This is a genomic window from Halomonas sp. ALS9 (assembly GCF_001651035.1).
GTDB lineage: Bacteria > Pseudomonadota > Gammaproteobacteria > Pseudomonadales > Halomonadaceae > Vreelandella.
In genome coordinates this window covers 20,102-46,037 of sequence record NZ_LXRG01000210.1, presented here as the reverse complement: position 1 = coordinate 46,037, position 25,936 = coordinate 20,102, and the positions used below count along the sequence as shown (strand labels likewise).

Here is a 25,936-nt window from a genome sequence, read left to right as displayed (position 1 = left end):
TGCGTTTGGAGTATGCTGCGTTTGGAATATAAAGCAGAGGCTTCAAACCCTCAGCCACTGCACTACCCGAACATCCACCGTCACTAACAGCATCTCAAGCGCCGCCGCGCGAGCACGCCCTTCAGCGCTGGCCCGGTAAAGATGCGGCGTCATCGCCAACAGATCGGCAATTTCTTCGCTTCCCTTCAGTGTTAACGAGTAGCTTACTCTCTCGCTGCTATGGTTGGAAAAGCCTTCCGGCACTCCCACCTCATTCGAACGTTCGGGTTTTAATGTGGGATAGATAATTTCCCGCAGCTCGCGCAGGTGATCAGGCCCCGCCTCTACTTGCAGCAGCACGCCGCCCGTTTTTAGCACACGAGCAAATTCGCTAGTCACAGGAAAGCCAAACATGCACAGCACGCTATCCAGCGTTCCTGTTTGCACCGGCAAGTGCGCATTGCTACCCACCACCCAACTGCTTAGCGGTGATTGCTTAGCATCTTGTTTGGCAGCAGCCAGCACTGCCCACTTAGAGATATCCAATCCCATCAGCGAAAGTGCCCGCGCGTTAGGCGCAGCGTCAGCTAATTGGCGAAGGTAGTAACCTTCCCCACAGCCCGCATCAAGGCAGCTAAACGGCTCACTGCTTAGCGATTGAACCTCAGCATGGCCCAACACGGCATGACTGACCGCATCCGCAATGGGCTGATAGTGCCCCGCCTCAAGAAAGCACTGCCTTGCAGCCACCATTGCTTTGCTATCACCCGGATCGTGGGAGCGCTTTTGCTGCACCGGCAGCAAGTTAACATAGCCCTGCTTGGCGGTATCAAAGCTGTGCCCCTCAGGGCAGCGCCAAGCGCTGCCCGAGTGAGCTAGCGGCTTGCCATCTAATGGGCAGGCCAGCGCCTGGAAAGGAGTGATGCTCATAGCTGTTTCTGTAACCATTGTGGAAGGGCTGGAAGTGCCACGGCGCGCTGGCCATTCAGCGCGTCACCAGGACAATGCCGACCAAAATAACCCCGCCGCCGATCAGAAAATTGATGCTTAGCGGCTCATTAAGCAATAGGGTACCAAAAAGGACGCCAAAAAGTGGGCCTAGAAAAGAGAACACGCCCAACTGGGACGCGCGATAGCGGCGAAGCAGGGTAAACCACAGCATCAGCGCGGCAAATGAAATAATCAGCGCTTGAAAAGCGAGGCTAGCAACCGCCAGGGAAGTAAACTGCGCGCTCACTAACTGACCCGACAGCGCCGCCACTGGCAGTAGCAGCAGTGCCGTCACACTTAGTTGATAACTCAGAGTAAGCTCTGCTGGCGCTTCAGACAGCGATGTCTTGCGGATCACCACCGTCGTCGCCGCCCAAGAGAACCCGGCCAGCAAACCCAGCGCATCCCCGATGAGAATATCGGTGCTGTAGGCACCGCTCGGCGCCATGGCAATCACCATGCCCAGAAAGGCCAAGCCAACGCCCCACCACTGGCGAAGGGAGAGCTGCTCCCCCGGCACCCAAAGATGTAGCCCAAGCGCTGCGAAAATAGGCGCAGTATAGAGAAAGACCGACATATGCGATGCCAGCGTGTAGGTCAGCCCCCAAGCGACAAAAGCGAACTCGGCAGCAAAGCCAAGGCCAACCAGTAACCCAGGGCCCCAGTGGTGCCCCACATCCCCCCAGCGAATGCCGCGCCAATAGGCGAGCAATCCCACCAGACAACCGGCGATAGCGGAGCGCAGAGCGATCTGCACCACAGGTGAGATATCCTCAGCCACGCCTTTAATCGCCACCTGCTGAAACCCTAGCACCAGACAAAACAGTAGCATTAGCGATGCAGCCGTCGAATCCACAGACTTTCGCTGCGTACGCCCTAGCATGCTCGCAGCATGGGCATTTGAGGCTATCCTTTGATTATTCATGGTGAGCTCCTATAACATCAAGGCGCTCATTGCAGCAGGAAGCGAAACGGCATACAAACGATTACTTATCGGGCCTAGGCTTAGGAAAAGTCATGCTATGAGACATGCTATGCGAATTGAAAGGCTACCGCTGAATGCGCTGCGCGCGTTTGCCGAAGCGGTGCGAGAAAATAGCTTCAAAGCCGCCGCCTATCGTTTAGGGGTGACCCCTGGCGCCGTTAGCCGACAGGTGAAACAGCTAGAAGATCACTTGGGCGTGGTGCTATTCGAACGGCATGCCAATGGCGTGTGTGCGACCGAAGCAGGCCGGGGGCTTGCTGAAGATGTGCAAGCGGGTCTTTTGCGTATCGCCAGCGGCGTGCAGAACGTCACCGAGCGCTCCGAGGATGCTTTTCGTTTGCTATTGAGTGCGCCACCTTCTTTCCTACAGCTTTGGCTACTCCCTCGCTTACCCGGTTTTGAAGCCAATGAGCGGAAAATAGAGATCTCACTGGATGCCGAGGCGCGCTTGACGCCGCCGCTATGGATGCCCAACCGGGCGCGCTTATCGTTACGCTACGGCCAGGGGCCCTGGCCCGGCGTCACCAGCCAGCGTCTGTTTGAAGACACCCTCTTTCCTGTTTGCTCGCCCACCCTGTTAGCGCAGGAAAATATACGCACGCCCGAAGACCTGCTGGCCCAGACACTGCTCACCGTTGATTGGTGCAGCCATGCGGGTCACCCGATCCCAAGCTGGCGCGATTGGTTTAAAAACGCCGGGGTGGCAATCAAGAAGATCCCCCACCAGCGCCAATACTCGCTCTACAGTTTGGCGCTCGATCAGGCTATGGCCGGGCAGGGCGTGGTACTGGCCAGCTACCCACTGGTGGCTGACCGGCTCGCTAGCGGGGTGTTGGTACGTCCCTTTGCGGAGCACTACCCGCTCACCTCACCATTTGCCTATGAACTGATTCTGCCTTGTGAAGGCGTAACACCACCGGCGGTGGCACGCTTCATCGAGTGGCTCGAGCAAGAAGCCGCTCGCTTTCGTGGCGCAACGCTTTAGGGCTTTGCCTCGGCTTCTCGTTTGTAATCCTGAAACAGCCCATACTGCCACTGCCTTACCGCCAGCACTGACGTGGTGCCAAACCGCTGGTGAATAGGCAGCCCACTTTCTCTTTCACACAGGGAGTGGAACTCTTTAGCAAGACGCTGCATGGTCTGCTGCCATTCGGCATTACCCGCGGGCGACAGCAAGCCATTGAGTACCATCAGCTTTTCGCTGTCGCTATCAAAACGGGAGCGGAAAAACTCGTTGGCAATATGCTGCTGAAAGAAACGCTGGATCGGCCCGCCCGCCCGCCAGCGAAAATTAGCGGCTACCCTACGTCTGATGCGGTTGCCGGGGAGTAGCTCAATCAACTGAAGCCGCTCAAGCTTGAGTAACTGCCGGGTACACTCCGGTTCACTTAGCTGGTACTGGTGATGAATTTCGTCGAAGCTATAGCCATTGATAACGCACACGGCTACCAGGAACAGCTCGCGGTCATCGACGATACTTTGCTCCTGGGCCTGAGTCAGTTCCTGTAGGCGCTGCTCCCCTGCCTGCATGGCCTGCACCAGCTCAGCGAACTCAAGGTTAAGCTGATCACAGATGCACTCCAGCCGCGCCAGCGTAAAGTGCTTTTCAGCGAACAGGCGCTTCACCGAGGCCTCGCTCAGCGCTAACCACCGGGCAACATCGGCGTAGGTTTTACCCTGAACGCGCAGCTGGCGTTTTAGCGTTTCAATCAGAGAGTCGGCTTGAGACATAGAAACCTCATTAGGGGGCACGGAAGGCATTACACATAAAAGTATCGCATAATGCTACCAAGAAGCACTCATATCACAACTTTGTGCAAATGGGTTGCAACAAGTAAGCCTCATAGCGAAAGTGCTACCACTTACGGGGATTTATAAGGCTACACAACGATGCATCGACTGCTGCACTTAAAGGGCGCTTGGCCCTATCTGATCGCCATCTTTCTCAATGCCTTTGTGGATTTGGGGCACAAGATCGTCATTCAGAACACGATCTTCAAAAGTTACGATGGCGAAACCCAGGTCGTACTTACCGCGCTGGTTAACGGGCTTATCCTGCTGCCGTTTATTGTACTGTTTAGCCCGGCGGGCCACGTGGCAGACAGCTACCCCAAGGTGCGCGTTTTACGCATCTCTGCCTGGGCAGCGGTGGCGGTTTCTCTGGGCATTACGGCTGCTTACTATCAGGGCTGGTTTTGGCTGGCATTCGCGATGACGCTGCTGCTGGCTATTCAGTCGGCCTTCTACTCACCGGCCAAATACGGCTTAGTGAAAGGGTTGTTCGGCAAGCCGCGCCTGGCAGAAGCCAACGGGTTGATTCAGGCCGTCACCATTGGCGCCATTCTGGCAGGCACCGTGGCGTTTACCGCGCTGTTTGAAACCTGGGTAACACCTACTGACCAAACCCCAGCGCAGCTGTTGCGCCAGATAGCGCCACTGGGCTGGCTACTGGTGCTTAACAGCGCTATTCAGGTGGCAACGCTTTATCGTCTGCCGCTGGATAACACCACGCGCCCTGATACTCCGCTCACCTGGCATCGCTACATTAAGGGCGCTGCCCTGAAAGACAATCTGAAGATTATCGCCCGCCAGCCGGTCATCAGGCTCTCGATTATCGGTCTGGCCACCTTCTGGTCGGTGGGCCAAGTGCTTCTCGCCGCCTTTCCTGCCTATGCCAAAGATGCGTTAAGTATCGACAACACCCTGGTGCTGCAAGGTATTCTGGCGGCTAGCGGTATCGGGATTGCACTGGGTTCCATGCTGGCCAGCAAGTTTTCACATAACCGCATAGAGACAGGCTTGATCCCTGTCGGCGCTGTCGGGGTAGCCGTGGGGCTATGGTGTCTGCCGCTGTTAACCACGCCTGTTGGCCAAGCGCTGAACTTTGTGTTTATCGGCATGATGGGTGGGCTATTTATCGTACCGCTTAACGCGCTGATTCAGTTTCACGCCGCCGACAACGAACTAGGCACCGTGCTGGCCGCCAACAACTGGATTCAAAACATCGCCATGTTGGGCTTTTTGCTGCTCACGGCGCTGTTCGCTTTAGCGGGTGTGGATAGTCATTACTTGCTGTTACTCATTGCCACGGTGGCGATGGTCGGCGGCGGCTACACCATTGTTAAGCTGCCGCAAAGTCTGGTGCGCTTTCTGTTGAGCTTCCTGCTGACACGCCGCTACCGCGTCAACGTTCATGGCTTGCAAAACCTGCCCGCCCAGGGCGGTGTGCTGCTATTGGGCAACCATATCAGTTGGGTAGATTGGGCCATGGTGCAGATTGCCAGCCCCCGCCCCGTGCGCTTTGTGATGCTCAGATCGGTTTATCAGCGCTGGTACCTGCGCTGGTTCTTCAAAGCCCTCGGCTGTATTCCCATTGAGCGCGGCAGCGGTGCCGAACAGGCGCTAGCCGATGTGGCGGAACAGCTCAACGCAGGCGAGGTGGTGTGCCTGTTTCCTGAAGGGGCGATCAGCCGCACTGGCCAGCTGGGTGAGTTCCGCCGCGGCTATGAGCGCGCCTGTGAAATGGCCAACCCCGATGTAAAAATCGTACCTTTCTACCTGCGCGGTCTGTGGGGCAGCCAGTTCTCCCGCTCGTCCAGCAAGTTAAAAGAGCTGCGCAACGCGCCGCTGCACCGCTCGGTTGTGGTCGCGTTTGGCAAACCGCTGCCCAAAGATACCCCCGCTGATGTGCTTAAACGGCGCATCTTTGAACAGGCTACCCGTTCCTGGCAGCGGGCCATGGATGAGCTACCCACCCTGCCAGATGCCTGGATTCAAAGCGTTAAGCGCCGCCCTAGCGACCTTGCTCTGGCAGATACCCTGGGCCGCCCACTCAACGCAAGCCAGGCACTCACCGCCAGCCTCCTGTTAGCAAAACGTGTTCGCAAGCTCAACCCAGGACAGAACGTCGGCCTACTGCTGCCGACCAGCAGTGGCGGGGTTATCGCCAATATGGCCACGCTACTGGCGGGTAAGACGCTGGTAAATCTTAATTACACCGCCGACCAAGCGGCGCTCTCTTCTGCCCTTTCCCAGGCTGAAATTACCACCGTGTTCACCTCACAGCGATTTGTGAAAAAGCTTGAGCAGCGTGGTCTCGACGTTAACCAGCTACTGAGCGGGAAGCAGGTGGTTTTTTTAGAAGACCTGCAAACCACGATTGGCCACGCCGAGCGTTTGAGCACTTGGCTTGCGGTGCGCATATTGCCGACTTGGCTACTTCAGCGCTGCTTCTGCCGCAGCCATGATACCGACGCCACGGCGGCGATTTTGTTCTCAAGCGGGAGCGAAGGCGCGCCCAAGGGTGTGATGCTCAGCCACCGCAACCTGATGGCCAATATCAAACAGACCTCTGACGTGCTTAACACTCAGAGCAACGACGTGGTAATGGGCTCACTGCCGCTGTTTCACGCCTTTGGCCTTACGGTCACCCAGTTACTCCCGCTGATTGAAGGGCTGCCGCTGGTATGCCACCCCGACCCCACCGATGCCCCTGGCATTGCGGGCGCGATTGCCAAGCACAAGGCCACTATCATGTTTGGCACCTCCAGCTTTTTAAGGCTGTTCGTACGCAGCTCAAAAGTGCACCCATTAATGCTGGAAAGCCTGCGAGTGGTTGTGGCCGGGGCCGAGAAGCTTGATGACAACGTGCGCGAAAGCTTTGCGCTGAAATTCCACAAACCCATATATGAAGGCTACGGCGCCACTGAAATTGCCCCCGTCGCTTCGGTCAACCTTCCCGATGCCATGGGCGTTCACTATCAACAGGTGCAGCGGGGCAGCAAGCCAAGCACCGTGGGTATGCCGCTGCCCGGCACCAGCTTCAAGATCGTCGACCCGGAGAGTTTTGAAGAGTTGGCTACCGGCGAGGCGGGCATGATATTGATCAGCGGCCCGCAGATCATGCAAGGCTACCTCAATGACGCCGAGCGTACGGCCAAGGCACTCCACGAGGCCGATGACCACCGCTGGTACATCACAGGAGATAAAGGCTTTATCGACGAAGATGGCTTTTTGACCCTGATTGACCGTTACGCCCGCTTCGCCAAGATCGGTGGCGAAATGATCAGCCTCAGCGCGGTTGAGGCAGCGGTTAAAGCGGCTCTGGAAGATACAGATACGGCGGTGATGGCGGTTAGCCTTCCCGATAGCCGCAAAGGTGAGCGCATTGTGCTGCTGTCAGAAACAGCGCTGGATGCCAAAACCGTTAAGACCGCGATGCTCGCCAACGGCACCTCATCCATGATGATCCCCAGCCACTGGTTTACGGTGGAGACCGTTCCTCATCTAGGCTCTGGCAAGGCAGATTTCGCAGGGGCGAAACGTTTGGCTCAAGAACTGATAGAGGAAGAGCTGAAGTAATAAAAAAGCACCAACTAGTGCTGTACAGCAAAGCATCGCTACTCGCTGTACAGCACTCGCTCCTCGCAATATCACAGCTCAGAATCCAGCAAGCCTCTTGGCTACCAAGAGGGGCTTTTTGGGTGGGCAGAAAAGTGCTGGAGGGTGACGCCACATACAACGCCAATCAAAGGCAGGCATCCACTTACCAATACAAACTTCTTTTCGCACCAAAGCGGAGATATTCCCTAGAAACATGCACTAGGTTGAATGTTTCTACCAGTTCTTATTGACTTCAAAGCATGTATAAACTTTCACTTATATAACCAAAACAAAGGGTTAATTTAATTTGGCACATCACCTGCATACGTTCAAATGTTTCGTATATAGGCCAGATAATTAGAGCCCTGCAAATTCGTTCATCACAGCGCCTGCTGCAGTAGGACGACATCGCGCTTCTGAAAGGACTCTACTTGCCTGCCTTTGACTTCATAGCGAGGTAGCAATGTCATTCAATCCAGAAGGTGTGACGCGTCGATCTTTTTTGGGCATGGTGGGCGCGGTGGCCGGTGCAGCAGCCATGTATTCCGCAATGAGTACAATGGGCTTTGCTTCCCCATCCAATTGGCGGGGGCGTTTAAACCTTCAGGGAGCTCCCGATAACACCAATATCTTAATTTTAGGGGCTGGTTTAGCGGGCATGACGGCAGCTTTTGAGCTGCGCAATGCGGGCTACAATGTAAAAGTCCTTGAATACCGAGATAAAGCTGGTGGCCGTTGTTGGACACTACGTGGAGGAGACAGCTACACCGAGTTAGGCGGATTTACCCAGCATATCGACTTTGCAGAAGGCAACTACCTAAATCCCGGCCCATGGCGGATCCCCTCTGATCACTTTGCCGTATTGGATTACTGCAAGCGCTTCGGAGTAAAGCTAGAGCCATTTATCCAAGTCAACTACAACGCCTACTTACACGACTCTGAGGCCTTTGATGGTAAGCCTCAACGCTTTAAGGAAGTAGCCACTGATTTTAGAGGACACGTGGCAGAGCTACTTGCCAAAGTCGTTGATCAAAAAGGATTAGATCAGGAAGTTACCGCCGAAGATGCTGAAAAACTTTTGGCTGCACTGAAACGTTATGGCGCACTAAACGACGGATTTGAGTATGTGACTGGCTCTGAGTCTTCCGCCTTTCGGGGCTGGGCGCACCATGAAGGGGGCGGTGTAGACGGTAAGCCGACGCCGTCCCAGATCAATTCACTGTCAGAAATACTGAACTCAACGTTATGGCGTAACCTTACCGCTGGCGACAACTTACACATGCAGTCCACCATTTTCCAGCCGGTGGGTGGAATGGACATGATTGCGAAAGGGTTTGAAGCACAGGTTGGCGAACTGATTACCTATAACGCAAAAGTTACCCGCATTAGCCATGAAGGCGATCAAGTCAACGCTGCTTGGGTTTCAACTGATGGTAGCGGTAGTGAACAAATAGAAACCGCCGATTACTGCATCTGCACCATTCCTTTTTCGGTGCTCAGCCAAATCGACCACGACTTCTCTCCGCGTATGAGCGAAATCATTGATTCAATGCCTTATGCCTCGGCTTTCAAAGCTGGCATTGAGTTTAAAAGACGCTTTTGGGAAGAGGATGAACATATCTATGGCGGCATTAGCTATACCAATCTACCCATTACGCTAATTTCTTACCCGCCCTACAATATGTTTAGCGAGGGCCCTGCTGTCTTGCTGGCCGCTTACCCATGGGGCGCCTTCGCCTATCAATTTAACGCCCTCTCTCCCGAAGACCGTATCGCCAAGGTAATGGAGTACGGTTCCCAGATTCACCCTCAGTATTACGACGAGTTCAAAACAGGCGCCTCAGTGGCATGGCATCGTGTCCCATGGACATTAGGCTGCTACGGCCTGTGGCAAGACCGTGAAGCGGATTATCTAGATGCCACCGCAATGGACGGACGAACGCTAATGGCCGGTGAGCATATTTCATACCTTCCTGCCTGGATGGAAGGGGCTGTGCTTTCCGCATTGGATGCGGTCGAGCGCCTACACACCACCATTACTGAGGCTTGAGGAGTTCGCGATATGAAAGCACTCATCACATCAATAGCACTCACTCTCTCCATTTCGGCCCTCGCGCAGGAGACCTCCATTGATACCAGCACTTGGTTTGACGATCCTGCCACATTAACTCAAACCGATGGTGCCTCCATCTATGCAGGCGTTTGCGCTGGCTGCCATATGCCCAGTGGGCAAGGCGCCAACGGAGCAGGAAAATATCCAGCGCTTACTAACAATTCCAGTTTGATGGCGACCGCATACCCTATCAGCCTTGTTATCCACGGACACAAAGCAATGCCCCCGCTAGGAGGCTTACTGGATGACGAGCAAGTTGCCTCAGTAGTGAACTTTATCCGCACCAACTTTGGCAACAATTACGCTGACAACCAAGCTAGCGCAGAACTGGTTAAGAGTATGCGCTAGGGTTTTCCATTAGCAATACAGCGATGAACAAACTGTAAAGCAGCAAAGACTACTTTCATTACTCACCCGAAAGGAAATACATGATGAGCTTTAAAAGCACGATTATTGGCCTAACACTTCTTTCTGCCTATGCAAGCAATGCACTAGCTGAAGATATCATTCGCCACCCTATTCCAAACTCTGATTTTCCTATACTTCAAGCAGTAGAAGTACCCGCTGATAAGACAATGGTTTATCTCAGCGGCACGGTTCCTAGTGTCATTAATGAAGAAGCTGATCAAAACAGTGTTGAAGCGTTCGGAACAACCGAGGAACAGACAGTCACGGTGATGAAGCGCATTGAGGCACAGTTGGAGAGCCTTGGGTTAGGCGTGGGCGATATCATCAAAATGCAGGCATTTCTGGTAGCACCAGAGGGCGCGTCAGTCGATTTCCAAGGTTTCATGGCCGGTTATACGCAGTTCTTTGGCACTGAAGAGCAGTCAAACCTACCCGTTCGCTCCGCGATGGTCGTCGATGCACTGGTCAATCCCGGCTGGCTGGTAGAAATCGAAGTCACCGCCGTTAGGCCATAAATTTAGGGCCAGAAAAGCAAAAAAACGGCTGGCTAGATAAAAAGTAGCCAGCCGTTTTTATAACACGCTGTTAGCTGGTTATTTTTTAAGGTTTCATCAAACTCCTGGAAAAGAAGCCTAGCAAAAGCTCATAGTGCTTATTCTGCCCTGAGCTACTCGGCATATGATCTTCACCTTCGTAGTAGTGAACTTCTGGGGAGCGGCCATGCTCGCGCAGGCGTTGTTCCAGACGCTTGGTCATCTCAACCGACCACATTCGGTCTTGGGTGCCATGGGAAAGAAACAGCGGCCCAGGGTAGCGCTCAATTGCTATCGGTGTGGTGGGCAATAAGCCTTCATGGCTCCCCTGCCATGTCCAAGCGCGTTTACTGACATCCCACGCTTGCCAGCCGGGGTCACCCGCATCGCGAAAGCTGCGTGCATCAAAGGCACCGCACACCACATCGGGCGGGCTATGAGCCGCGATAGCATCTGGCGCCCCTTCGATCTTATCTCTTGCCATCAGTGAACCAAGCAATAACGCGTGCTCGGCGCCGCGTGAAAGCCCATAAAGCCCTACTCGTTCATCAACGAACTGGAATTCTCGTAGGGCTTTAAACGCCTCCGCGCTGCGTTCGAGCGGATAATCGATAATATGCCCGGCGTTCCAGGCATTACCGCCGCTTGAGTAGCCATAGGGAAAGGCCAAGAAACCATGCGCTGCGAATAGCATTGCGTCCCGGTGGCTCCACCCTGCCCACGCGCCTTCAGAACCATGCAGCAGCATGATGGCTGGAAAAGGGCCATTACCCTGCGGGCCATAAGTAACGCCCCAGCCGGGTAGTGCGCGCTGCACGATATTTAACGTCATTTAGGCAACCACACCTTCGCGATTTTTTGTCATAACTCTTTCTACCAACAATGTGTTAATCATCAACAAGTGCCAATCTTGTCATCTAAGCAGGAAACGGCAACACGCCGTTATACAGAAAATCATTGAGATAGTAGGTATGCACACCAAGTGCATCTTTGCGTTTGAACGACACTTGTTCAGCATTGGTTACGCAAAGCCATTGGCGCATGTCGGTTGGCTCATACTGTTTGAACGCCTCAGGGGTAAACAAGCCCACGCACGCACCACCCTGAACATCTCTTGCGGAGGCATACTCAAAGGCCTCAAGGTTCGCCGTGCGCATCGCACTGCCCAATTGCTGACACGGGGCGTAATCAACCGGATGCTTTAATACATCAAGGTGTTCGATGAAGGGTTGTGCATTTAACTTCACTCCCCATTTAACGGCATAGTCCACCGAAAAGAGCGTGTGTTCTGAGCGAAGTGACTCCGCCACAGGCTCCCCTTCCATTGAGCCCCAGAAGACAAGCCGGTAGAAAGCAGACTCTGCTAATGTGGTAACAATGCTTTTGCCACCATAAAAGATGCTTGGCTCAAAAGTTCGGCCAAAGCGTGATCCCCATTTGAGTGGCGGGTAGCGAAAAGGCGTTTTCAGTAGGTAGTGCAGCTCTCGCTCTTGCTGGGGATAAGGTGGCTTAGCCGTTTCAAGCAGAGCTTCAAGAAGCTCCTGCTCTTCAAGGGTATCCACGTAGCTAAGCGTTGCCACCTGCTCTTGGCTTTCTACTAATCGATAGAGGGTACCGGTGATAGGCTCGATATAACTTTCACCGCCACAGACTTCCCATAGACTCACACCTTACCCCGCATACCATCCACGAATCTTAAAACAGCAAACAGCCCCTCTAACCGTATCACCTGCTCCGCCGGTATGCCGCCGGTGACACGGTTAGACGTATGCATAAAGTGCTGAATCCATTTTTGATCGCCGCCGGTTAGAGTAAACAACGCCCGAGCCAAACGAATGAGCAGCAAGGCCAGTTCGCCCTGTTTAGAATTAGGGTCAAGCCTGAGGTTTTTCTTAAGCTGCGTAATGGTGGTGCGGTGTACGCCAAGCACTTCTGCTAAATCAGACTGCGATAACCCCAACTGCTCGGCGGCACGTAGCACCGCTTTAGCTAACACCATTTCAGAAGCGGGCTTTGTTTGAGCAAGGGCAGGCATGGCGCACCTCTACTAGATGTATTTTCATCAATCATAGCAAAAAAGTTGTTTATTCACACACCTACATCATCTTCACTTGTGAAACGAGTGCGTGCATAGTCACGCCTATTTAATTCACCTGTATCTCGTCAAGTTTATTCTATTGCTCAATTACCCAGGCAGCGGCACTTGCCGCTGCCTAATCGTCGGCTACTCAGGTGAATCTTTCTCAGCACTCTCCGTTCCCGAAGCGCGTTTGCCATGCTCACCACGGGCGATATCGTGGTGGCTGATCACCACGATCTCCCTTGGCCACCACTCGGGATGATTATCACGGATGTAAGCAAGTAACTTCTCGCGCACGCTCATCTCCGCAGCCCAACCTGCCAGCGGGTCCGAGGTCATTAAGTAGCAAGAGACGGTTTGCGCTGTACCCGTTTGCGCGGTCACATAGCACAGCAACTTGTGATGCTCGATAACGCTATCTTCTTCTTTCGCGAACTCGATAAATTTATCCCTTAATACGCCAATATCTGCGCTCAAATGCAGTGTCAGCTCAAGGAATCGGTACATCTTGGTGCTCTTGACCGACAAGTTCTCGAACGGCTTGGACGTAAAGTACGTGACAGGCACGATCAAACGCCGCTCGTCCCATGTCCTTAAGCGAATGAAGGTATAAAAGATGCCTTCTACATAGCACCACTGGTCTTCAAAAATCACCAGATCGCCAATACGAATGGGCTTGGCAAACGACAGTTGAAACGACGCTAAAATGTTGCCCAATACCGCCTGGCCCGCGACACCTACCAGCACTGCCAACACACTAGCTGAGGCCAGGATAGATAAACCTAAAGATTCAAAAAGTTGCACCTGACCAAGGATATAAATAGAAACACCTGTCACGGTGATCAGAATAATCGCCCGGCGCAACGCATAAAGAGATGTCAGCAGCCTGCGCTCATCCCTGGGTTTAGTGTCATCAATTTCGCCTACAATGCGGCGCGTCAAACGCAGCATGATGGTATCCACCAAGCGCAGCGCAATCGTGCCGACGCCCCAGGCCAAAATACTAATTAACAGCACCCGAAAGGTGGTCGTGGCGACCGCCGAAAACGACACCACATAATCCAGCAACATCTGGGTGACCAGTGACATCGCAATCAGCGCGGCAGGCATGCCAATTTGGCTGGCGAAAATACTTGATACCCCTGAAGGCAGCCATTTCGACATTAAACCAACCAGGCAATGAACTCCCCATCCGACGACACCAACGAAGATCAAAAAAATCGGAATGGCAAGCCACTCCCAAATCCTCAAGATGCCAAATGATGACTGGAGACGCTCAGGGATATAGCTTTCCAGCATCGAGGGGCCGTACTGCTCATAAAGCACCGGAATGTACGACACGCTGATCGGCATGATTAGCCACACAGGCTCCTCTTCACCGACGCGGTAACGACCTAGCCGAATATCATAGGTTTCACCATTGACTTTTAAGGATGACACTTCGATATTACGACGCGTCTCACCGACACGAGGATTTTCGCCTGCAGCGCCTTCAATTAAGGCATCTTCTCGGCCCGGTAGATCAGAGACGCTAAGCCACTCTCCGCGCTGAAGGATCTCCGCCAACTGCCGAGCTAGTTCGCTACCCTGCTCGCGCTGTTCGTCTTCTGAGAATTCGGCAAGGTTGAGCATATGCGCAGCGGCCTCATACTCTTCCTGCCCCGTCAGATCCAGAAAACTCCTGATCGACTCCCTTGGCGTTACCCGAACTGCCTCTTCAGGGGCCTCGCCAAGGCCGTTATTCAGTGAATCAACCGTAAACCACCGGCTATCCTCGCTCTCTCCTCCTTGAGTTTGCGCCGCGCATAGGTTTGAAAAGGTCAGAGCCAATACCACCAACCCCCATGCGAGCCACGAGCCGTTTGCTTTCATATATGCCTTATTCAGTAAAGTGGGCCAGTTTGCTAACCACCGACAGACTAAACACGTAGCCAGAGCCCCGTGAAAAACACGGCGCCATCCTTGGTAGTGGAAGCGCAAATTACAGCCTACCTTTCATGATGGTGCAAGGCGCAGCAGGCAATTGAACGTTAAGGCTGCGACATGCAGTTCGTCCGTCAGGGCCGATGCAGTGATCGTTGCTTACGTCGCCACGTCGCTGGAGGCTCTCCAAATGCGCGCTTGAAAGCCTTGCTGAAAGCAGCTTCAGACTCGTAACCCACTTCCAATGCGATACGCGAGATGGGGGTCGGTGTCTCGCGCAAGCGACGGGCAGCGATCTGCATACGTAGCCTTACCAAATAGCGCATCGGAGGCACGCCCACCAACTCGCTGAAACGCTCGGCAAAGGCAGAGCGAGAAAGCCCTACCTGGCTCGCCAACACTTGCGTTGTCCAGTGTCGCGCGGGGAAGTCATGTAGCTGGGTCAACGCACGGCTGATAAAGGGGTCAGCCAACCCTCCGACCCAGGATCGCTGCTCGGGCGGCAGGCGGGAGAGATAAAGCTGCGCGGCTTCGATGAACAGCAATTCGGCAAGCCTAGCCAGCAGCGCTGGCGAGCGTATCGACCCAGCGGCTAACTCAGAGGCGGCAAAGCGAAAGGAGCTTTCGATCCATGTCCTGGCTGCCCCCTCTACCACGTCCAATGCCATCACCCTGGGTAGCACGCCTATCAGTGCAGCACAGGGCGTCTCACTATGTAGAAAACCACACAGCAAGCGCGTGGTTTCACCGCCACCGCCATGAACGATCCGAGCCAGCCCGCTACCGCTAATGGGCTTTAGCAGATGGTCAACGCTGACGGGCTGAACACCCAGCTCACTGCCGAGAAGATGCGGGTCATTGCGCGGCAAGAGCACAATATGTCCTGCCGACACTATCACGGGTAGCTCCTTGCCGACCTGTAGCAACAGCCGCCCAGCACTGACGTAGTGATAGGCGAGGATACTTTCAGGCACTGGGGTGAATGGCTGGCAATCTTCTGGGGTGACCTGTGCCCTCACACACCAGGGCGCAGTGAACTCTGCATCAAGAAAGATGCCACCGGTAAAGCGAATCATGCGCAGCACATCGAGTGCAGCATCCATGGGGCTTTGCCTCTATCGCGGCGGATCGGACAACAAAGCCGGCGCCTCGACCATTAAAGTCTCCCGTACCTCATCGTAGTCTAGCAGCCTGGTGAGTGGGCTGGCCGCCGCCGAGGGGCAAAAGACTGTCACCGCCAATAATCACAACACCAAACTGGAGATACCTACTATGCTGACCGACCGCCAAGGCAACGCCCTGCCCGGCGCCACATCCGAAACCCAGGAGCTTTACCACCGCGCTATCGACGCCTTCAATCTCTACCGCGGCGACCCTGTCACCCCGTTGGATCAGGCGATTCAAGCTGCCCCAAACTTCACTATGGCGCGAATCGCCAGGGCCTATCTGTTTGCTCTGGCCACAGAACCCGCCGCTGCAGCCGCAGCCAAAGCCGACCTGGCCGCTACTAACGGTGCACGCTTGAATGACCGGGAGGCCTCCCATGCCGCCATCCTAGCGCAGTTGCTTGCCGGCGAATGGAGCGCCGCGGGGATCGCCCTGGATTACCATAATCTGCGCTACCCACATGATCTGCTGGCCCTGCAAGCCGGTCATTTAGTCGACTTCTACCGCGCTAATGCACGTAACCTGCGTGACCGCATCGCTCGCGTACTGCCTCGATGGTCATCTGATATCCCCGGGCATTCGATTGCAATGGGCATGTATGCCTTTGGTCTAGAGGAGACAGGCGACTATACCCACGCCGAGGAGGTGGGCCGACAAGCGCTGGATCTGCAACCGCTCGATTGCTGGGCGCACCACGCCGTCGCCCACGTCATGGAGATGCAGGGCCGTGCCCAGGATGGCATTGGCTGGATGACCGCACGCGAGCCTTACTGGTCGGGCGACGACAATCTGTTCAAGGTGCATAACTGGTGGCATCTCGCCCTCTGCCACCTCGATCTCGGACAGACCAGAGAAGTGTTGGCTCTCTATGACGGCCCAATCCGCCAAGAGCGCAGCGCCGTGGTGCTGGATATGATCGACGCCTCAGCGTTGCTGTGGCGGCTGACTCTCACCGGACAGGACGTCGGAGAGCGTTGGCAGGAACTGGCGGCCGCCTGGGAACAACACGCGGACGGTCAGCTTTACCCCTTTAACGATTGGCATGCGGTCATGGCCTACCTGGGCGCCGGACGCGACGGCCGGGTGGAGGCACTGCTGACGATGCTACGCAATAATGACCACAGCTCCGAAGCAGCAACCTGGGCTCGACGCATCGGGCTACCCTTAGCCGAAGGGTTTGTTGCCTTCTGGCATGGCGACTATGCCACCGCGACCGCGCGCCTGCATGCGGTACGCTTTATAGCCAACGCCTTCGGCGGTAGTCATGCCCAGCGCGACATCATCGACTGGACGCTGACAGAGGCCGCCTTGCGCGGCGGTAATCGAGAACTTGCTGAGGGAATGGCCAACGAACGCTTGTCGCTCAAGCCGCACAGCCCCATCAACCGAGATTTCCTACGCCGAGCCACCGCTTCGGCCACAGCTGAGCGTCAGATTGCTTAAGACTCGAAAGCCCTCTACGGGCTGAGGTTCGCAAAGGCTTCATCGTGTAGAGAAACGAGCAAGGGGTCACCTTGCTCGTTGACACGGAACTGCCCGTAGCGAGCAGATTCATAACGTTCGCCGTGCCCCTCCTGAAAGAAGAATGCATCGGTGGCGAAGCGTACTTGGCCGCTGCGCAGCCGGTAGCGAAGGCGCCGTTCGTCATCGCGTAAAGGCGAGCCTTCGTCCAGTCTCTGGAAGTGGGCAATACGCTGTTCATCCAAATGCACCACCACGTAGCCGTTACGTGCTTTGAGCGAGTTCGCATCATGCTCCCTCTGATGAAGCGCGCTTTGAATTTGATTACCCAGCGCAAAGTTTAGCGCCATATAATCGCCCTGCATCAATGAGCGCGGGTCGACCGGCGCCAGTTCCAAATAGACGATCTCACCCACGGCCAAGTGGCGCTCTTTCTGCCAAATCGCCCAGTTCACCACTGCAAGAACCAGCAATGTGGCCACAATAATGACAGTCCGGTGCCATTTAGCGCGACGCATCATGGTTTAAGCTCCCGCTTATCATCCAACGGACTCAACCACCGTAACAACCAACGCAGCGATAGGAGCATTACCCCTATCACAATTAGCGTTAGTGCTTTGATTAATAACGTGGTATCCAACCAGTAGTAATAACTACCCATGGCCAGCAGTAACGAAAACATGCCTAGCCCCACCAACAGGCGATGACCAATCGCGAAACCTAGTAGCAACACTACAACGCCTTGCACAACCGCTGGCAGGTAAAGAGAAATCAGCAGCATCACGGCCACACCTATAGCGGCATGCCAATACAGCATGGGTGAGCGGAGCGTGTGAAAAATGCTATACAGCAGTAATACTAGCGTCAGCGCTAACAATACAGCGCTTAACCAAGGGTCTATATCCTCAAGGTCTATCCCAAGAGCCATCCAAGCGCCGTCGCCTATTTGCTGTCCTTCAACCCCTAACCAAAAGGGCTGGCCACTATGCGCTAACCCTTGTATGACGAGTAACCCCATTAGCAAGCCGTAGCCCCACGCCTGAACACTCCTTATACGCTGCGGCCAACGAAATTCATTCAGCCAAAGCAAGGTAAGTGCTAATAGCACCAGCCCATTTGCAACGAGTTCCAAGTCGCTTACTGCCAAGGCCATATACAGCGCCAAGCTGGCGGCAAAGGCAGAAAACGTGCGATGAACCAGGCTCGGTATTACCAGCGCCAGCACCGCCTGCAAGCCAAATAGCGACCATCCCAGCAACGACCATAATGAGTAAGCGGATTCGCTCCAGAACTCTATCGCTGCCCAGGCCACTAGCAATTGCCCCGCCAGGCTCACCGCCAGCGCCAAGTGTTCAAGCACATCGCTACGCGCCGAACGTAATAGCGCACATGCAGCGCCGATCATGGCAAGCCCCAGGCCTAACGACGCCGCTGGGCTCTCCACCATAAACACCACCCCCATGGCGATAAATCCGAGCAAAAACAGCGCCGCCAGCCAGCCTGAAAACGCCTGCAGCGCACGTACAAACCAAGGGGTTTGCAACTGCGCTGAAGAGGTAGGCTCGTTTAACGGAATACCCGCTTGGCTCAGCCTAGCTTTTAACTCATTCATGTTGTTCATGGCGGGGACATCTCCCGATGCAGCCGCTTCAGCCAAACCACCGCTCCGGCGCCCATCACCAGCACCGCAATGGCGATCAGCATCAGACTTCCCTCCTGCCACTCACCCTCCCAGAGCAACATCCTGGCAAGCAGTAGCGTGGCCACCGTTAACAGCGAAATACAGCCCCCCGCGATCATAAACAGCTCAGGCCGCCAGCAACGGTAAACGCCATATAGCGCTGCCAACCAGAGCGGGTAAGCCGCCAGCACTGGCGACCAAGAGAGGCCTGAATCGGCGATCAGCGTCATCATTAACAGTGTTATTGGCACCCCACTGCCCACCGCCAGCAAGCGTACCGCCCACTGCCGTGGCCAGCTCCGGAAACGGGCGCCCCACTCCCAAATGACCAATGCTAGAGTATTGAGCCCAAACAGCCCCCACAGCGCTGCATCACTACTGATGAGAACGCTCAACGGCCCTCCCCAGGTGCGCAAATAGAGCCCGATAGCCAAATTCAGCAACCCCAGCCACAGCACCCAAAGCAGCTCAAAACGCGCTACCCAGACCCAGGGCAACGTCAACACCGCCCAGCTAAAAAACAGCTGCCAGGGGTCGGCACCGGTTTGGTAAACCTGCCCAAACAGCGCCAACAGTACGCCCACCAGCAGCGAAGCAGCCGTTAACGCTACCCGCTTGACCGTAGGGCTGGCCTTGCCCCAAACGGTGACGCCCATCGCCAGCACTATCGCTGCTTGCACCACCCCAAAGCGCAGCCAGCGCCCCATTTCTGCCCAGTTATAGGCCACGAAAAACAGCACCGCGAAGGCCAACGCCAAGCCACCTAGCCATAGCAACAGGCGATCGATAAATACCGTCCAGGCGCGGGCAGAAGGGTGTAGTCCGGCAGTGGTCACTGCGCGCGTCACTTGGTCAGGCGGAATGACGCTCTGCTCAATTAACGACACCAATTCTCGGCGTGTAGTGGCCATGGGGTTCCTTGTTGATTGAACGCTGAATACCAGTCAGTTGACACCACAAAAGGGGTACTGTCATCACTCTATCCTTTACCCGTCGTGATACTTTTGTGAGATATGCGCGATACACTCTTTAGTATTGCGTGATTCTAGTGTGATGGTGAGCACCGAGAATGGTGACGAACCTGCCCGCCGGGCAGGCCTAATTCTCGGGAGAATTTACGATGAAAAAGCTCACTACCATTGCCGCCATCTGCCTATTCAGCCTGATGGCTACCGCCAGCTATGCGGATGAAATGATGTCTGACGACGGCATGATGGAAGACGACATGCATGAGTCAATGGAAAATGGCGACATGGAAAGCGGCTCTATGGAAGGCGATATGGACATGGAAAGCGATATGGATATGGAAGAGGAAATGGAAAGCGAGGACATGTAAGACTCCTCTAAGCGCGAGCGTTTAAAAGCCAGGCAGCTATGACACGAAACGTACTGATTATTGAGGACAACCCTGGTATCGGCGAGCTCGTCCGCATACACGTGGCCGAACTCGGCATGACCCCCGTTCTTTGTGAGCGGGGTGATACCGGGCTTGAGCGGTTTCGTGAAGGCGGCATCGACCTGGTGGTGCTTGACCTAATGTTGCCTGGCATAGACGGGCTTTCCGTATGCCGCGAAATCCGCGCTGGCCCAGGCTACGTTCCCGTACTGATGCTGACGGCTAAAAGCACTGAACTGGATCGAGTACTAGGCCTGGAAATCGGGGCAGATGATTACCTCACCAAACCCTTCAGCGTGGCCGAGCTGTCCGCAAGGATAAAAGCCCTGTTCCGGCGCGTGGATGCCATGGCTTCCAAGCTCGTCGCGGAAACCAGCAGTGACGAGTTAATCGCCGAAGGGCTGCGTATTGACCCTGTCCGCCGGCGGGTATTTATATACGAACAAACCGTCGAACTCACCGCGCGGGAGTTTGACCTGCTCTGGCACTTTGCCAGCCATCCGGGGCGGGTATTTAGCCGTATTCAACTACTCGACGCCGTTTGGGGTTACAGCCACGAAGGCTACGAGCACACCGTCAACACCCACATCAACCGGCTGCGCGGTAAAATCGAAACGGATCCCGCTCACCCGGCATTTATTCAAACCGTTTGGGGGGTGGGCTATCGCTTCCGCGACTAAGCTATGCTGAAAACACTCTACACCCGGCTAGCCCTCGGCCTATTTCTGCTGTTGCTGGCCGTCGGCCTGCTGTACACCTTTATTAGCCTCTATTCGCTGCGTGAATACAGCGCCTCCGTCAACCAAGCACTGCATCAGAATCTGGCCCAGAACCTAGTGTCCGACCGGAATTTAGTCCGTGATGGTGAGCTTGACCGTAGCGCCCTGGAAGAACTCTTCGCCCTCTACATGGCAATTAACCCCAGCATCGAGATCTATCTGCTGGATCTGGAGGGCACACTCCTCTCCTATTCGGCGGATCCGGCGAAAATCAAACGCAACCAAGTGTCCCTGGCGCCCATACGCAGGCTGATGGATGACATGAGCCTTTACCCGCTACTTGGCGACGACCCCCGCAGCCATGATCGGCAGAAAGTCTTTTCTGTTACCCCGGTACCCACGGCGGACAACCCGGAAGGCTATCTTTATGTGGTATTGCGGGGCGAGGAGTACGATGCGGCAGAAACCCTGGCCCGTGGCAGTAAAGTGCTCGAAATGAGCGCCTGGGCGCTGCTGGTTAGCCTGGCGGTGGCGATGGTCGCAGGGCTGACCATTTTCCGCCTGTTAACCCGTCGGCTAAGGTCACTGACACGACTGGTCGAGGAGTTCGAGAACAGTGATATGAGCCAGAGCCCACACAACACCTGGCACAACAAAAGATGGCGCGATAAGCGTCCCGTGGTGCGCGACGAAATCGACTACCTGGGTGCCACCTTTGACACCATGGCCCAACGGATTGCCAATCAGATTGAGCAATTGACGGAAAAAGACGCCCAGCGCCGCCACCTGGTCGCCCAAGTATCCCATGACTTACGTACACCGCTGGCGTCCATGCAGGGCTATATCGAAAGCCTGAAGTTAAGACATGACCGCCTCAGTCCCCAGGAGCAGGATCGCTTTCTCGATATCGCCCTCAAAGAAGGGCGCCGTTTAAGCCGCCTGGTGGACGAACTCTTTGAGCTTGCCGCCCTTGAGGCGAGGGAAAAACAGCCGGTGCCGGAACCCTTCCCGTTGGCCGAGCTGGTTCACGACGTCGTACAGAAGCATAGCCAAGCCGCGCAGGACAGTCAGTTGACGCTAAGCCTAAGCGGCGACCCAGCATTGCCCACCGCCTACGCCGACCTCGCCATGACTGAGCGCGTGCTGGATAACCTGATCAGCAACGCCATTGCCTACAGCCCACTAGGCGGACGAATTGACGTCATTGTCGGCCAGGCGGAGGGTAAACCCGAGGTTTACGTGCAGGATAGCGGCCCAGGTATTGCCGCGCAGGATCTAGCACATATTTTCGACCCTTTTTACCGCGGTGAAGCGCCTGGCGGCGCCGGCCATGCAGGGCTCGGGCTAGCGATTGCACGCAGAATCATGACCCTTCAGGGCGGTGATATCAGCGTGGAAAACCTCGCCTCGGGAGGCGCATCCTTCTGCATACGCTTGCCTGTCGATGCTGCCTGCTGAGTCGACGTTTAAAAAACGTAACAACTTTAAGAGTTATCTGTGATAAATCTTGTACAAAATGGTCACAGTAATAGCACACACCTTATCCATCGACAGTGGAGGCATCACATGCTTATCAAGATTGCCAAACCCAGTGACTTGCACGAGTCCGATGTAACGCCTGAGTCCATCTACCTCTCTCGACGGCGCTTTATGGGCGGTATGGCAGGCCTAGGCGCGGGGCTCGCCCTGTCCGGCCACGCTCAAGCAGATGCCGACTACTCTGATGTTCCTGACGGCGATGCCCCCGCGTGGTTAAAGGAGAAAATCAGCGACACCCAGTGGCGGGCTATCACCCCAAGCGACCCTGACAAAGATAAAATAGCCCCCTTTGATGACGCCAGTGGCTACAACAACTTTTTCGAGTTCGGCACCGACAAGGGCGACCCTGCCCGCCATGCAGGCAGCCTGCAGACCGAACCATGGAGTGTGGTGGTAGATGGCGAAGTCAACAACGGTGGGCGTTTTGCCCTAGAGGACTTTGCCAAGCCCTCGCAGTTTGAAGAGCGCATTTACCGCCTGCGCTGCGTAGAAGCGTGGTCGATGGTGATTCCTTGGCTGGGTATTCCGCTGGCGGAAATCATCAAGCGCGCCGACCCCACCAGCAAAGCCAAGTACGTGCGCTTTGAAACCCTGGTAGACCCCGAGCAAATGCGCGGCCAGCGCTCCTCGTTTTCGATCATTGATTGGCCCTACGTGGAAGGCCTGCGCTTAGACGAAGCCATGCACCCGCTAACGCTGCTGGCCATGGGTATGTACGGCCGTGAGCTGCCCAACCAAAACGGCGCTCCCTTACGTCTAGTCGTGCCCTGGAAATACGGCTTCAAGAGTATCAAATCGATTGTGCGTATCTCGCTGGTCGAAGAGCAGCCGGTTAACTCCTGGCAGCAGATTGCCTCGGACGAGTATGGCTTTTATGCCAACGTTAACCCCCAGGTTGATCACCCGCGTTGGAGCCAGGCCACCGAGCGCCGCCTGCCCAACAGCCTGTTCAACCCCAACACCATCGATACACTGATGTTTAACGGCTACGCCGACGAAGTCGCCGAGATGTATGCGGGGTTAGATTTGAGGAAGAACTACTGATGGCACCGCAGCACAAATGGTTAGCCTGGCGCGGCGCGGTATTTCTAGCGGCGCTAGCACCGCTGCTGTTCTGGAGTTGGCAGGTGGCGAATAATGCCGCGGGCCCCGAACCGGGGCGCTACCTACTGCTGAATATTGGCATCGGCGCGCTGTGGATATTGCTACTTACATTGAGCCTGACGCCATTAACCAAGCTCACCCGTTGGAAAGGCTTTGCGCTAATCCGTCGCCAGTTGGGTCTCTGGGCACTCGCCTACGCCACTCTGCATATGCTCAGTTATGCGCTGTTTATTCTGGGGCTTAACTGGGCGCTGCTGGGCAGCGAGATCGTCAAACGCCCGTATATTATCGTCGGCATGATCGCGCTGATCGGCCTTGCCGTGCTGGGGGCAACGTCTAATAAATGGTCGATGAAACGCCTAGGCAAACGTTGGAAGCCATTGCACAAATTTTCTTACGCCATTTTGGGTTTGGTGCTGCTGCACTTCTTCTGGGTGGTACGCGCCGATATGCAAGAGTGGGCGATGTACGCTGCGATTGCTGCGCTGATTATGGTTACCCGCCTGCCGCCTGTTGCCCGCTCCCTGCCGAAACTGCGTTATCGTTTTAGCCGTTAAAACACAATAGAGGCCCTCGCATACCGAACGGATTCATGTTCTGTTCAGCTAATACGTTTATGCTGCGTGCAGTTAATCGAATCTCGTTTGGAGTAAGAGGCATGGCAGTAAACTATTGGAGCACTGGTCGGCTGGTTTCGGCGTTGGCGCTAATGTTGATCGGTTCTGCCGCGGTTGCTGAGCAGTCTGCGCAAGCCGAACAGCCGTTGCGAGTCGAACAACTGCAGCGCTGTGGCAACCTGCTGCAACTGGATAGGCAAACGTTTTGTCTGCGCGTCAGTGGGCTTGAGAACGGCGATTTTCAGCTGAAGCTGAACGGCACAGCGCTTCAGCCAGATGACATCACCCACGACAATGATCGGGTGCGTGTAAGCATCAGCAGCGCTGATGCGCAAAGCGGCCCACTATGGTTTGAGCAGCGTGAGCAGTCCAGCAACCCGGTTTGGCTCAGTCTGAACGGCAGCCACGTAGTCGCAGCCACGGATCAAGAGGTAGCGAAGAATATGGATGGCTTGACCACCTACGTAGATCTGGTCAGCCTGATTATTGAAGAGAGCCACGATGGCGCCGAGGAAGCCCAGCGTTTGGCAGAGAAGTACGACGCCGAAGTCGTCGGTATGATCCCACCGCTCAACACCTATCAGCTGCGCTTGCCCGCCAATAACCTGGAACAGCGCGACGCGCTGGTACTTCGGCTGGGCAGCGAAGTGAGCGTGGATGCGGTAGTGGTCGAAGAGTCGGGGGCAGAAGAAAGCATTGAGAGCGAGATGGAAAAGCCGCCCGCTGCGGATAATCAGGAGTGGGCGTCGAACCGCTTTCTGGATGCCGTGAACTATTACCAGCGACGCCTATCACGTCAGGGCCACGGCGGGGGTATCGAGACGCAGCCCATACGTATTGGCGTCATCGAGCGTGAGGTAGACTTTGACGCGCCGGACTTCGCCGATTACCTGGGCGACTGCCGCACTGATTCGTCTAGAACCTGCGTTTACGCCCGCGATGCGGCTAAGCCCGACGGGCATGGCACTACGGTCGCTGGTGTATTTGCCGCGGCCTGGAATGAAGGCGGCAATAGTGGTTTTTTACGCGGGTTGGACGACGTGGGCCCTGGCTTTGATGTGATTGTGGATCGCAACTCAGATGCAGGCATAACGGCGAATGTTGCGGCTTCAGTCAATCTGGTAGAGGACGGCGTACGCGTGCTCAACTGGAGTTGGGGCATCCACCGAGTAGGGGCCATCGACATAAACGGGAAGGAAGTCGATTCGCTGGTGCGTTCCGGCATCGCCATGAGTGGTTACGAAGAGCTGCTCGAAGAGTTCTTCTTATGGCTGCGCCGCGAACACCCCGACGTAGTGGTCGTGAACTCAGCAGGCAATGCTTCGTCATTTTCGGGAAGTGACGATTATCGCCTGCCCTCCTCGTTTATTACCGACCAACTGTTTGTGGTGGGTGGGCATCAACGCAGCGATGAAGATGTGCAGGTTGACGATCCCCGCTATGTGGTCAAACGTAATGCATCCAATATCGATATGCGGGTGGATATAACCGCAGCGGCCTGTGTACGGGGCTCTTCACTGGTAGAAGGTGAGCAAGGCGAAGCCCACTGCGGAACCTCCTACGCGACGCCTCTAGTCGCCGGCCTATTGGCGGCAATGATGTCGATTGACCCCGAGCTTACCCCGGCACAATTACGCATGCTACTTCGCCGCAGCGCCATGACGATCGGGGAAGAGTACGATTTCGAGCCGACAGACGCGGATGACCTAACCGCACCGATACTGCCATCGGAACGGGCTAACGAGCTGAACCACCCGGATATAGGCCTTTCCGCCCGGCTGGATATGTACAAGGCGCTGGATCTAACGGTGCAAAGTCTGGATCGGGATCGCTAGGTCAGATAAATCAGCCAAACAAAG

23 protein-coding genes are annotated in these 25,936 nt (G+C 55.3%); 12 read left to right on the top strand and 11 right to left on the bottom strand.

The genetic code is table 11. The features are described from left to right. Nucleotides 1–42: 42 nt before the first annotated feature. Nucleotides 43–909: a putative RNA methyltransferase gene (locus A6R74_RS19510; RefSeq protein ID WP_064236133.1), complete on the bottom strand. Its 867-nt coding sequence runs from the start codon at nucleotides 907–909 to the stop codon at nucleotides 43–45. Between the two features lie 55 nt (nucleotides 910–964). Then, nucleotides 965–1,894: a DMT family transporter gene (locus tag A6R74_RS19505; RefSeq protein WP_064236132.1), complete on the bottom strand. Its 930-nt coding sequence runs from the start codon at nucleotides 1,892–1,894 to the stop codon at nucleotides 965–967. A gap of 109 nt (nucleotides 1,895–2,003) precedes the next feature. Between A6R74_RS19505 and A6R74_RS19500 the strand changes: the two genes are divergently transcribed. Continuing rightward, nucleotides 2,004–2,939 carry a LysR substrate-binding domain-containing protein gene (locus tag A6R74_RS19500; protein WP_064236131.1) on the top strand — a complete coding sequence of 312 codons (936 nt, stop codon included), beginning with the start codon at nucleotides 2,004–2,006 and terminating at the stop codon, nucleotides 2,937–2,939. On the opposite strand, the gene A6R74_RS19495 is transcribed toward A6R74_RS19500, so the two are convergent. Further along, nucleotides 2,936–3,685, bottom strand: a complete 750-nt coding sequence (locus A6R74_RS19495) for a helix-turn-helix domain-containing protein (protein WP_064236130.1) — start codon at nucleotides 3,683–3,685, stop codon at nucleotides 2,936–2,938. The two genes, A6R74_RS19500 and A6R74_RS19495, sit on opposite strands and share 4 nt — an antisense overlap. Before the next feature lie 159 nt (nucleotides 3,686–3,844). Between A6R74_RS19495 and A6R74_RS19490 the strand changes: the two genes are divergently transcribed. The 4 genes from A6R74_RS19490 to A6R74_RS19475 all read left to right on the top strand — a co-directional run bounded on the left by A6R74_RS19490 (nucleotide 3,845) and on the right by A6R74_RS19475 (nucleotide 10,372). After that, on the top strand, nucleotides 3,845–7,315 hold the full coding sequence (locus A6R74_RS19490; RefSeq protein ID WP_064236129.1) for an acyl-[ACP]--phospholipid O-acyltransferase: 3,471 nt from the start codon (nucleotides 3,845–3,847) through the stop codon (nucleotides 7,313–7,315). A 484-nt stretch (nucleotides 7,316–7,799) separates the two neighbouring features. Beyond that, nucleotides 7,800–9,386 (top strand): flavin monoamine oxidase family protein, encoded by a 1,587-nt coding sequence (locus A6R74_RS19485; protein WP_082906752.1) that lies wholly within the window; start codon nucleotides 7,800–7,802, stop codon nucleotides 9,384–9,386. A gap of 12 nt (nucleotides 9,387–9,398) precedes the next feature. After that, a complete protein-coding gene (locus tag A6R74_RS19480; RefSeq protein WP_082906751.1) occupies nucleotides 9,399–9,797 on the top strand; it encodes a c-type cytochrome in 399 nt (132 codons plus the stop codon). 83 nt (nucleotides 9,798–9,880) lie between these two features. After that, entirely contained in the window at nucleotides 9,881–10,372 is a 492-nt protein-coding gene (locus A6R74_RS19475) for a RidA family protein (RefSeq protein WP_205634221.1), read from the top strand. A gap of 85 nt (nucleotides 10,373–10,457) precedes the next feature. On the opposite strand, the gene A6R74_RS19470 is transcribed toward A6R74_RS19475, so the two are convergent. From A6R74_RS19470 to A6R74_RS19450, 5 genes are all read right to left on the bottom strand, one after another. Continuing rightward, nucleotides 10,458–11,222, bottom strand: coding sequence for an alpha/beta hydrolase family protein (locus tag A6R74_RS19470; RefSeq protein WP_064236127.1), 765 nt, complete (start codon nucleotides 11,220–11,222; stop codon nucleotides 10,458–10,460). A gap of 85 nt (nucleotides 11,223–11,307) precedes the next feature. Then, entirely contained in the window at nucleotides 11,308–12,057 is a 750-nt protein-coding gene (locus A6R74_RS19465) for an RES family NAD+ phosphorylase (RefSeq protein WP_064236126.1), read from the bottom strand. Then, nucleotides 12,054–12,425, bottom strand: coding sequence for an antitoxin Xre-like helix-turn-helix domain-containing protein (locus A6R74_RS19460; protein ID WP_064236125.1), 372 nt, complete (start codon nucleotides 12,423–12,425; stop codon nucleotides 12,054–12,056). The genes A6R74_RS19465 and A6R74_RS19460 overlap by 4 nt, the downstream gene beginning before the upstream one ends. A gap of 189 nt (nucleotides 12,426–12,614) precedes the next feature. Further along, entirely contained in the window at nucleotides 12,615–14,342 is a 1,728-nt protein-coding gene (locus tag A6R74_RS19455; RefSeq protein ID WP_064236124.1) for a mechanosensitive ion channel family protein, read from the bottom strand. Nucleotides 14,343–14,527: 185 nt separating this feature from the next. Next, nucleotides 14,528–15,496 carry a helix-turn-helix domain-containing protein gene (locus tag A6R74_RS19450; protein WP_064236123.1) on the bottom strand — a complete coding sequence of 323 codons (969 nt, stop codon included), beginning with the start codon at nucleotides 15,494–15,496 and terminating at the stop codon, nucleotides 14,528–14,530. A 91-nt stretch (nucleotides 15,497–15,587) separates the two neighbouring features. Here A6R74_RS19450 and A6R74_RS19445 point away from each other — a divergent pair, with 91 nt between their 5' ends. Continuing rightward, nucleotides 15,588–17,003 carry a tetratricopeptide repeat protein gene (locus tag A6R74_RS19445; protein WP_240488274.1) on the top strand — a complete coding sequence of 472 codons (1,416 nt, stop codon included), beginning with the start codon at nucleotides 15,588–15,590 and terminating at the stop codon, nucleotides 17,001–17,003. Between the two features lie 14 nt (nucleotides 17,004–17,017). On the opposite strand, the gene A6R74_RS19440 is transcribed toward A6R74_RS19445, so the two are convergent. Genes A6R74_RS19440 through A6R74_RS19430 form a run of 3 tightly spaced genes read right to left on the bottom strand, consistent with a single transcriptional unit; the run spans nucleotide 17,018 to nucleotide 19,613 of the window. Continuing rightward, the gene (locus A6R74_RS19440) at nucleotides 17,018–17,542 is read right to left on the bottom strand and encodes a GDYXXLXY domain-containing protein (RefSeq protein WP_064236121.1); all 525 of its coding nucleotides are present in this window, start codon (nucleotides 17,540–17,542) and stop codon (nucleotides 17,018–17,020) included. Then, the gene (locus tag A6R74_RS19435; protein WP_064236120.1) at nucleotides 17,539–18,642 is read right to left on the bottom strand and encodes a DUF4401 domain-containing protein; all 1,104 of its coding nucleotides are present in this window, start codon (nucleotides 18,640–18,642) and stop codon (nucleotides 17,539–17,541) included. Before A6R74_RS19435 ends, A6R74_RS19440 begins: the two co-directional genes overlap by 4 nt. After that, complete coding sequence (locus A6R74_RS19430; protein WP_064236119.1) at nucleotides 18,639–19,613, bottom strand: DUF2157 domain-containing protein; 975 nt, start codon at nucleotides 19,611–19,613, stop codon at nucleotides 18,639–18,641. Before A6R74_RS19430 ends, A6R74_RS19435 begins: the two co-directional genes overlap by 4 nt. Before the next feature lie 209 nt (nucleotides 19,614–19,822). On the opposite strand from A6R74_RS19430, the gene A6R74_RS19425 reads away from it, so the two are divergent. From A6R74_RS19425 to A6R74_RS19400, 6 genes are all read left to right on the top strand, one after another. Next, complete coding sequence (locus A6R74_RS19425; protein WP_064236118.1) at nucleotides 19,823–20,038, top strand: hypothetical protein; 216 nt, start codon at nucleotides 19,823–19,825, stop codon at nucleotides 20,036–20,038. Between the two features lie 38 nt (nucleotides 20,039–20,076). Further along, nucleotides 20,077–20,778 (top strand): response regulator transcription factor, encoded by a 702-nt coding sequence (locus A6R74_RS19420; RefSeq protein WP_064236117.1) that lies wholly within the window; start codon nucleotides 20,077–20,079, stop codon nucleotides 20,776–20,778. Nucleotides 20,779–20,781: 3 nt separating this feature from the next. Continuing rightward, nucleotides 20,782–22,275 (top strand): HAMP domain-containing sensor histidine kinase, encoded by a 1,494-nt coding sequence (locus A6R74_RS19415; RefSeq protein ID WP_064236116.1) that lies wholly within the window; start codon nucleotides 20,782–20,784, stop codon nucleotides 22,273–22,275. A gap of 108 nt (nucleotides 22,276–22,383) precedes the next feature. After that, the gene (msrP, locus tag A6R74_RS19410; RefSeq protein ID WP_064236115.1) at nucleotides 22,384–23,400 is read left to right on the top strand and encodes a protein-methionine-sulfoxide reductase catalytic subunit MsrP; all 1,017 of its coding nucleotides are present in this window, start codon (nucleotides 22,384–22,386) and stop codon (nucleotides 23,398–23,400) included. Further along, entirely contained in the window at nucleotides 23,400–24,017 is a 618-nt protein-coding gene (msrQ, locus tag A6R74_RS19405; RefSeq protein ID WP_064236114.1) for a protein-methionine-sulfoxide reductase heme-binding subunit MsrQ, read from the top strand. The genes msrP and msrQ overlap by 1 nt, the downstream gene beginning before the upstream one ends. Nucleotides 24,018–24,118: 101 nt before the next feature. Next, nucleotides 24,119–25,912, top strand: coding sequence for a S8/S53 family peptidase (locus A6R74_RS19400; RefSeq protein WP_121499427.1), 1,794 nt, complete (start codon nucleotides 24,119–24,121; stop codon nucleotides 25,910–25,912). Nucleotides 25,913–25,936: the final 24 nt, after the last annotated feature.

What these genes read in the sequence shown, in the direction of transcription:
- A6R74_RS19510 (WP_064236133.1), bottom strand. Translation starts at nt 909, where the DNA reads ATGAGCATCACTCCTTTCCAGGCGCTGGCCTGCCCATTAGATGGCAAG.
- A6R74_RS19505 (WP_064236132.1), bottom strand. Translation starts at nt 1,894, where the DNA reads ATGAATAATCAAAGGATAGCCTCAAATGCCCATGCTGCGAGCATGCTA.
- A6R74_RS19500 (WP_064236131.1), top strand. Translation starts at nt 2,004, where the DNA reads ATGCGAATTGAAAGGCTACCGCTGAATGCGCTGCGCGCGTTTGCCGAA.
- A6R74_RS19495 (WP_064236130.1), bottom strand. Translation starts at nt 3,685, where the DNA reads ATGTCTCAAGCCGACTCTCTGATTGAAACGCTAAAACGCCAGCTGCGC.
- A6R74_RS19490 (WP_064236129.1), top strand. Translation starts at nt 3,845, where the DNA reads ATGCATCGACTGCTGCACTTAAAGGGCGCTTGGCCCTATCTGATCGCC.
- A6R74_RS19485 (WP_082906752.1), top strand. Translation starts at nt 7,800, where the DNA reads ATGTCATTCAATCCAGAAGGTGTGACGCGTCGATCTTTTTTGGGCATG.
- A6R74_RS19480 (WP_082906751.1), top strand. Translation starts at nt 9,399, where the DNA reads ATGAAAGCACTCATCACATCAATAGCACTCACTCTCTCCATTTCGGCC.
- A6R74_RS19475 (WP_205634221.1), top strand. Translation starts at nt 9,881, where the DNA reads ATGAGCTTTAAAAGCACGATTATTGGCCTAACACTTCTTTCTGCCTAT.
- A6R74_RS19470 (WP_064236127.1), bottom strand. Translation starts at nt 11,222, where the DNA reads ATGACGTTAAATATCGTGCAGCGCGCACTACCCGGCTGGGGCGTTACT.
- A6R74_RS19460 (WP_064236125.1), bottom strand. Translation starts at nt 12,425, where the DNA reads ATGCCTGCCCTTGCTCAAACAAAGCCCGCTTCTGAAATGGTGTTAGCT.
- A6R74_RS19455 (WP_064236124.1), bottom strand. Translation starts at nt 14,342, where the DNA reads ATGAAAGCAAACGGCTCGTGGCTCGCATGGGGGTTGGTGGTATTGGCT.
- A6R74_RS19450 (WP_064236123.1), bottom strand. Translation starts at nt 15,496, where the DNA reads ATGGATGCTGCACTCGATGTGCTGCGCATGATTCGCTTTACCGGTGGC.
- A6R74_RS19440 (WP_064236121.1), bottom strand. Translation starts at nt 17,542, where the DNA reads ATGATGCGTCGCGCTAAATGGCACCGGACTGTCATTATTGTGGCCACA.
- A6R74_RS19435 (WP_064236120.1), bottom strand. Translation starts at nt 18,642, where the DNA reads ATGAACAACATGAATGAGTTAAAAGCTAGGCTGAGCCAAGCGGGTATT.
- A6R74_RS19430 (WP_064236119.1), bottom strand. Translation starts at nt 19,613, where the DNA reads ATGGCCACTACACGCCGAGAATTGGTGTCGTTAATTGAGCAGAGCGTC.
- A6R74_RS19425 (WP_064236118.1), top strand. Translation starts at nt 19,823, where the DNA reads ATGAAAAAGCTCACTACCATTGCCGCCATCTGCCTATTCAGCCTGATG.
- A6R74_RS19420 (WP_064236117.1), top strand. Translation starts at nt 20,077, where the DNA reads ATGACACGAAACGTACTGATTATTGAGGACAACCCTGGTATCGGCGAG.
- A6R74_RS19415 (WP_064236116.1), top strand. Translation starts at nt 20,782, where the DNA reads ATGCTGAAAACACTCTACACCCGGCTAGCCCTCGGCCTATTTCTGCTG.
- msrP (WP_064236115.1), top strand. Translation starts at nt 22,384, where the DNA reads ATGCTTATCAAGATTGCCAAACCCAGTGACTTGCACGAGTCCGATGTA.
- msrQ (WP_064236114.1), top strand. Translation starts at nt 23,400, where the DNA reads ATGGCACCGCAGCACAAATGGTTAGCCTGGCGCGGCGCGGTATTTCTA.
- A6R74_RS19400 (WP_121499427.1), top strand. Translation starts at nt 24,119, where the DNA reads ATGGCAGTAAACTATTGGAGCACTGGTCGGCTGGTTTCGGCGTTGGCG.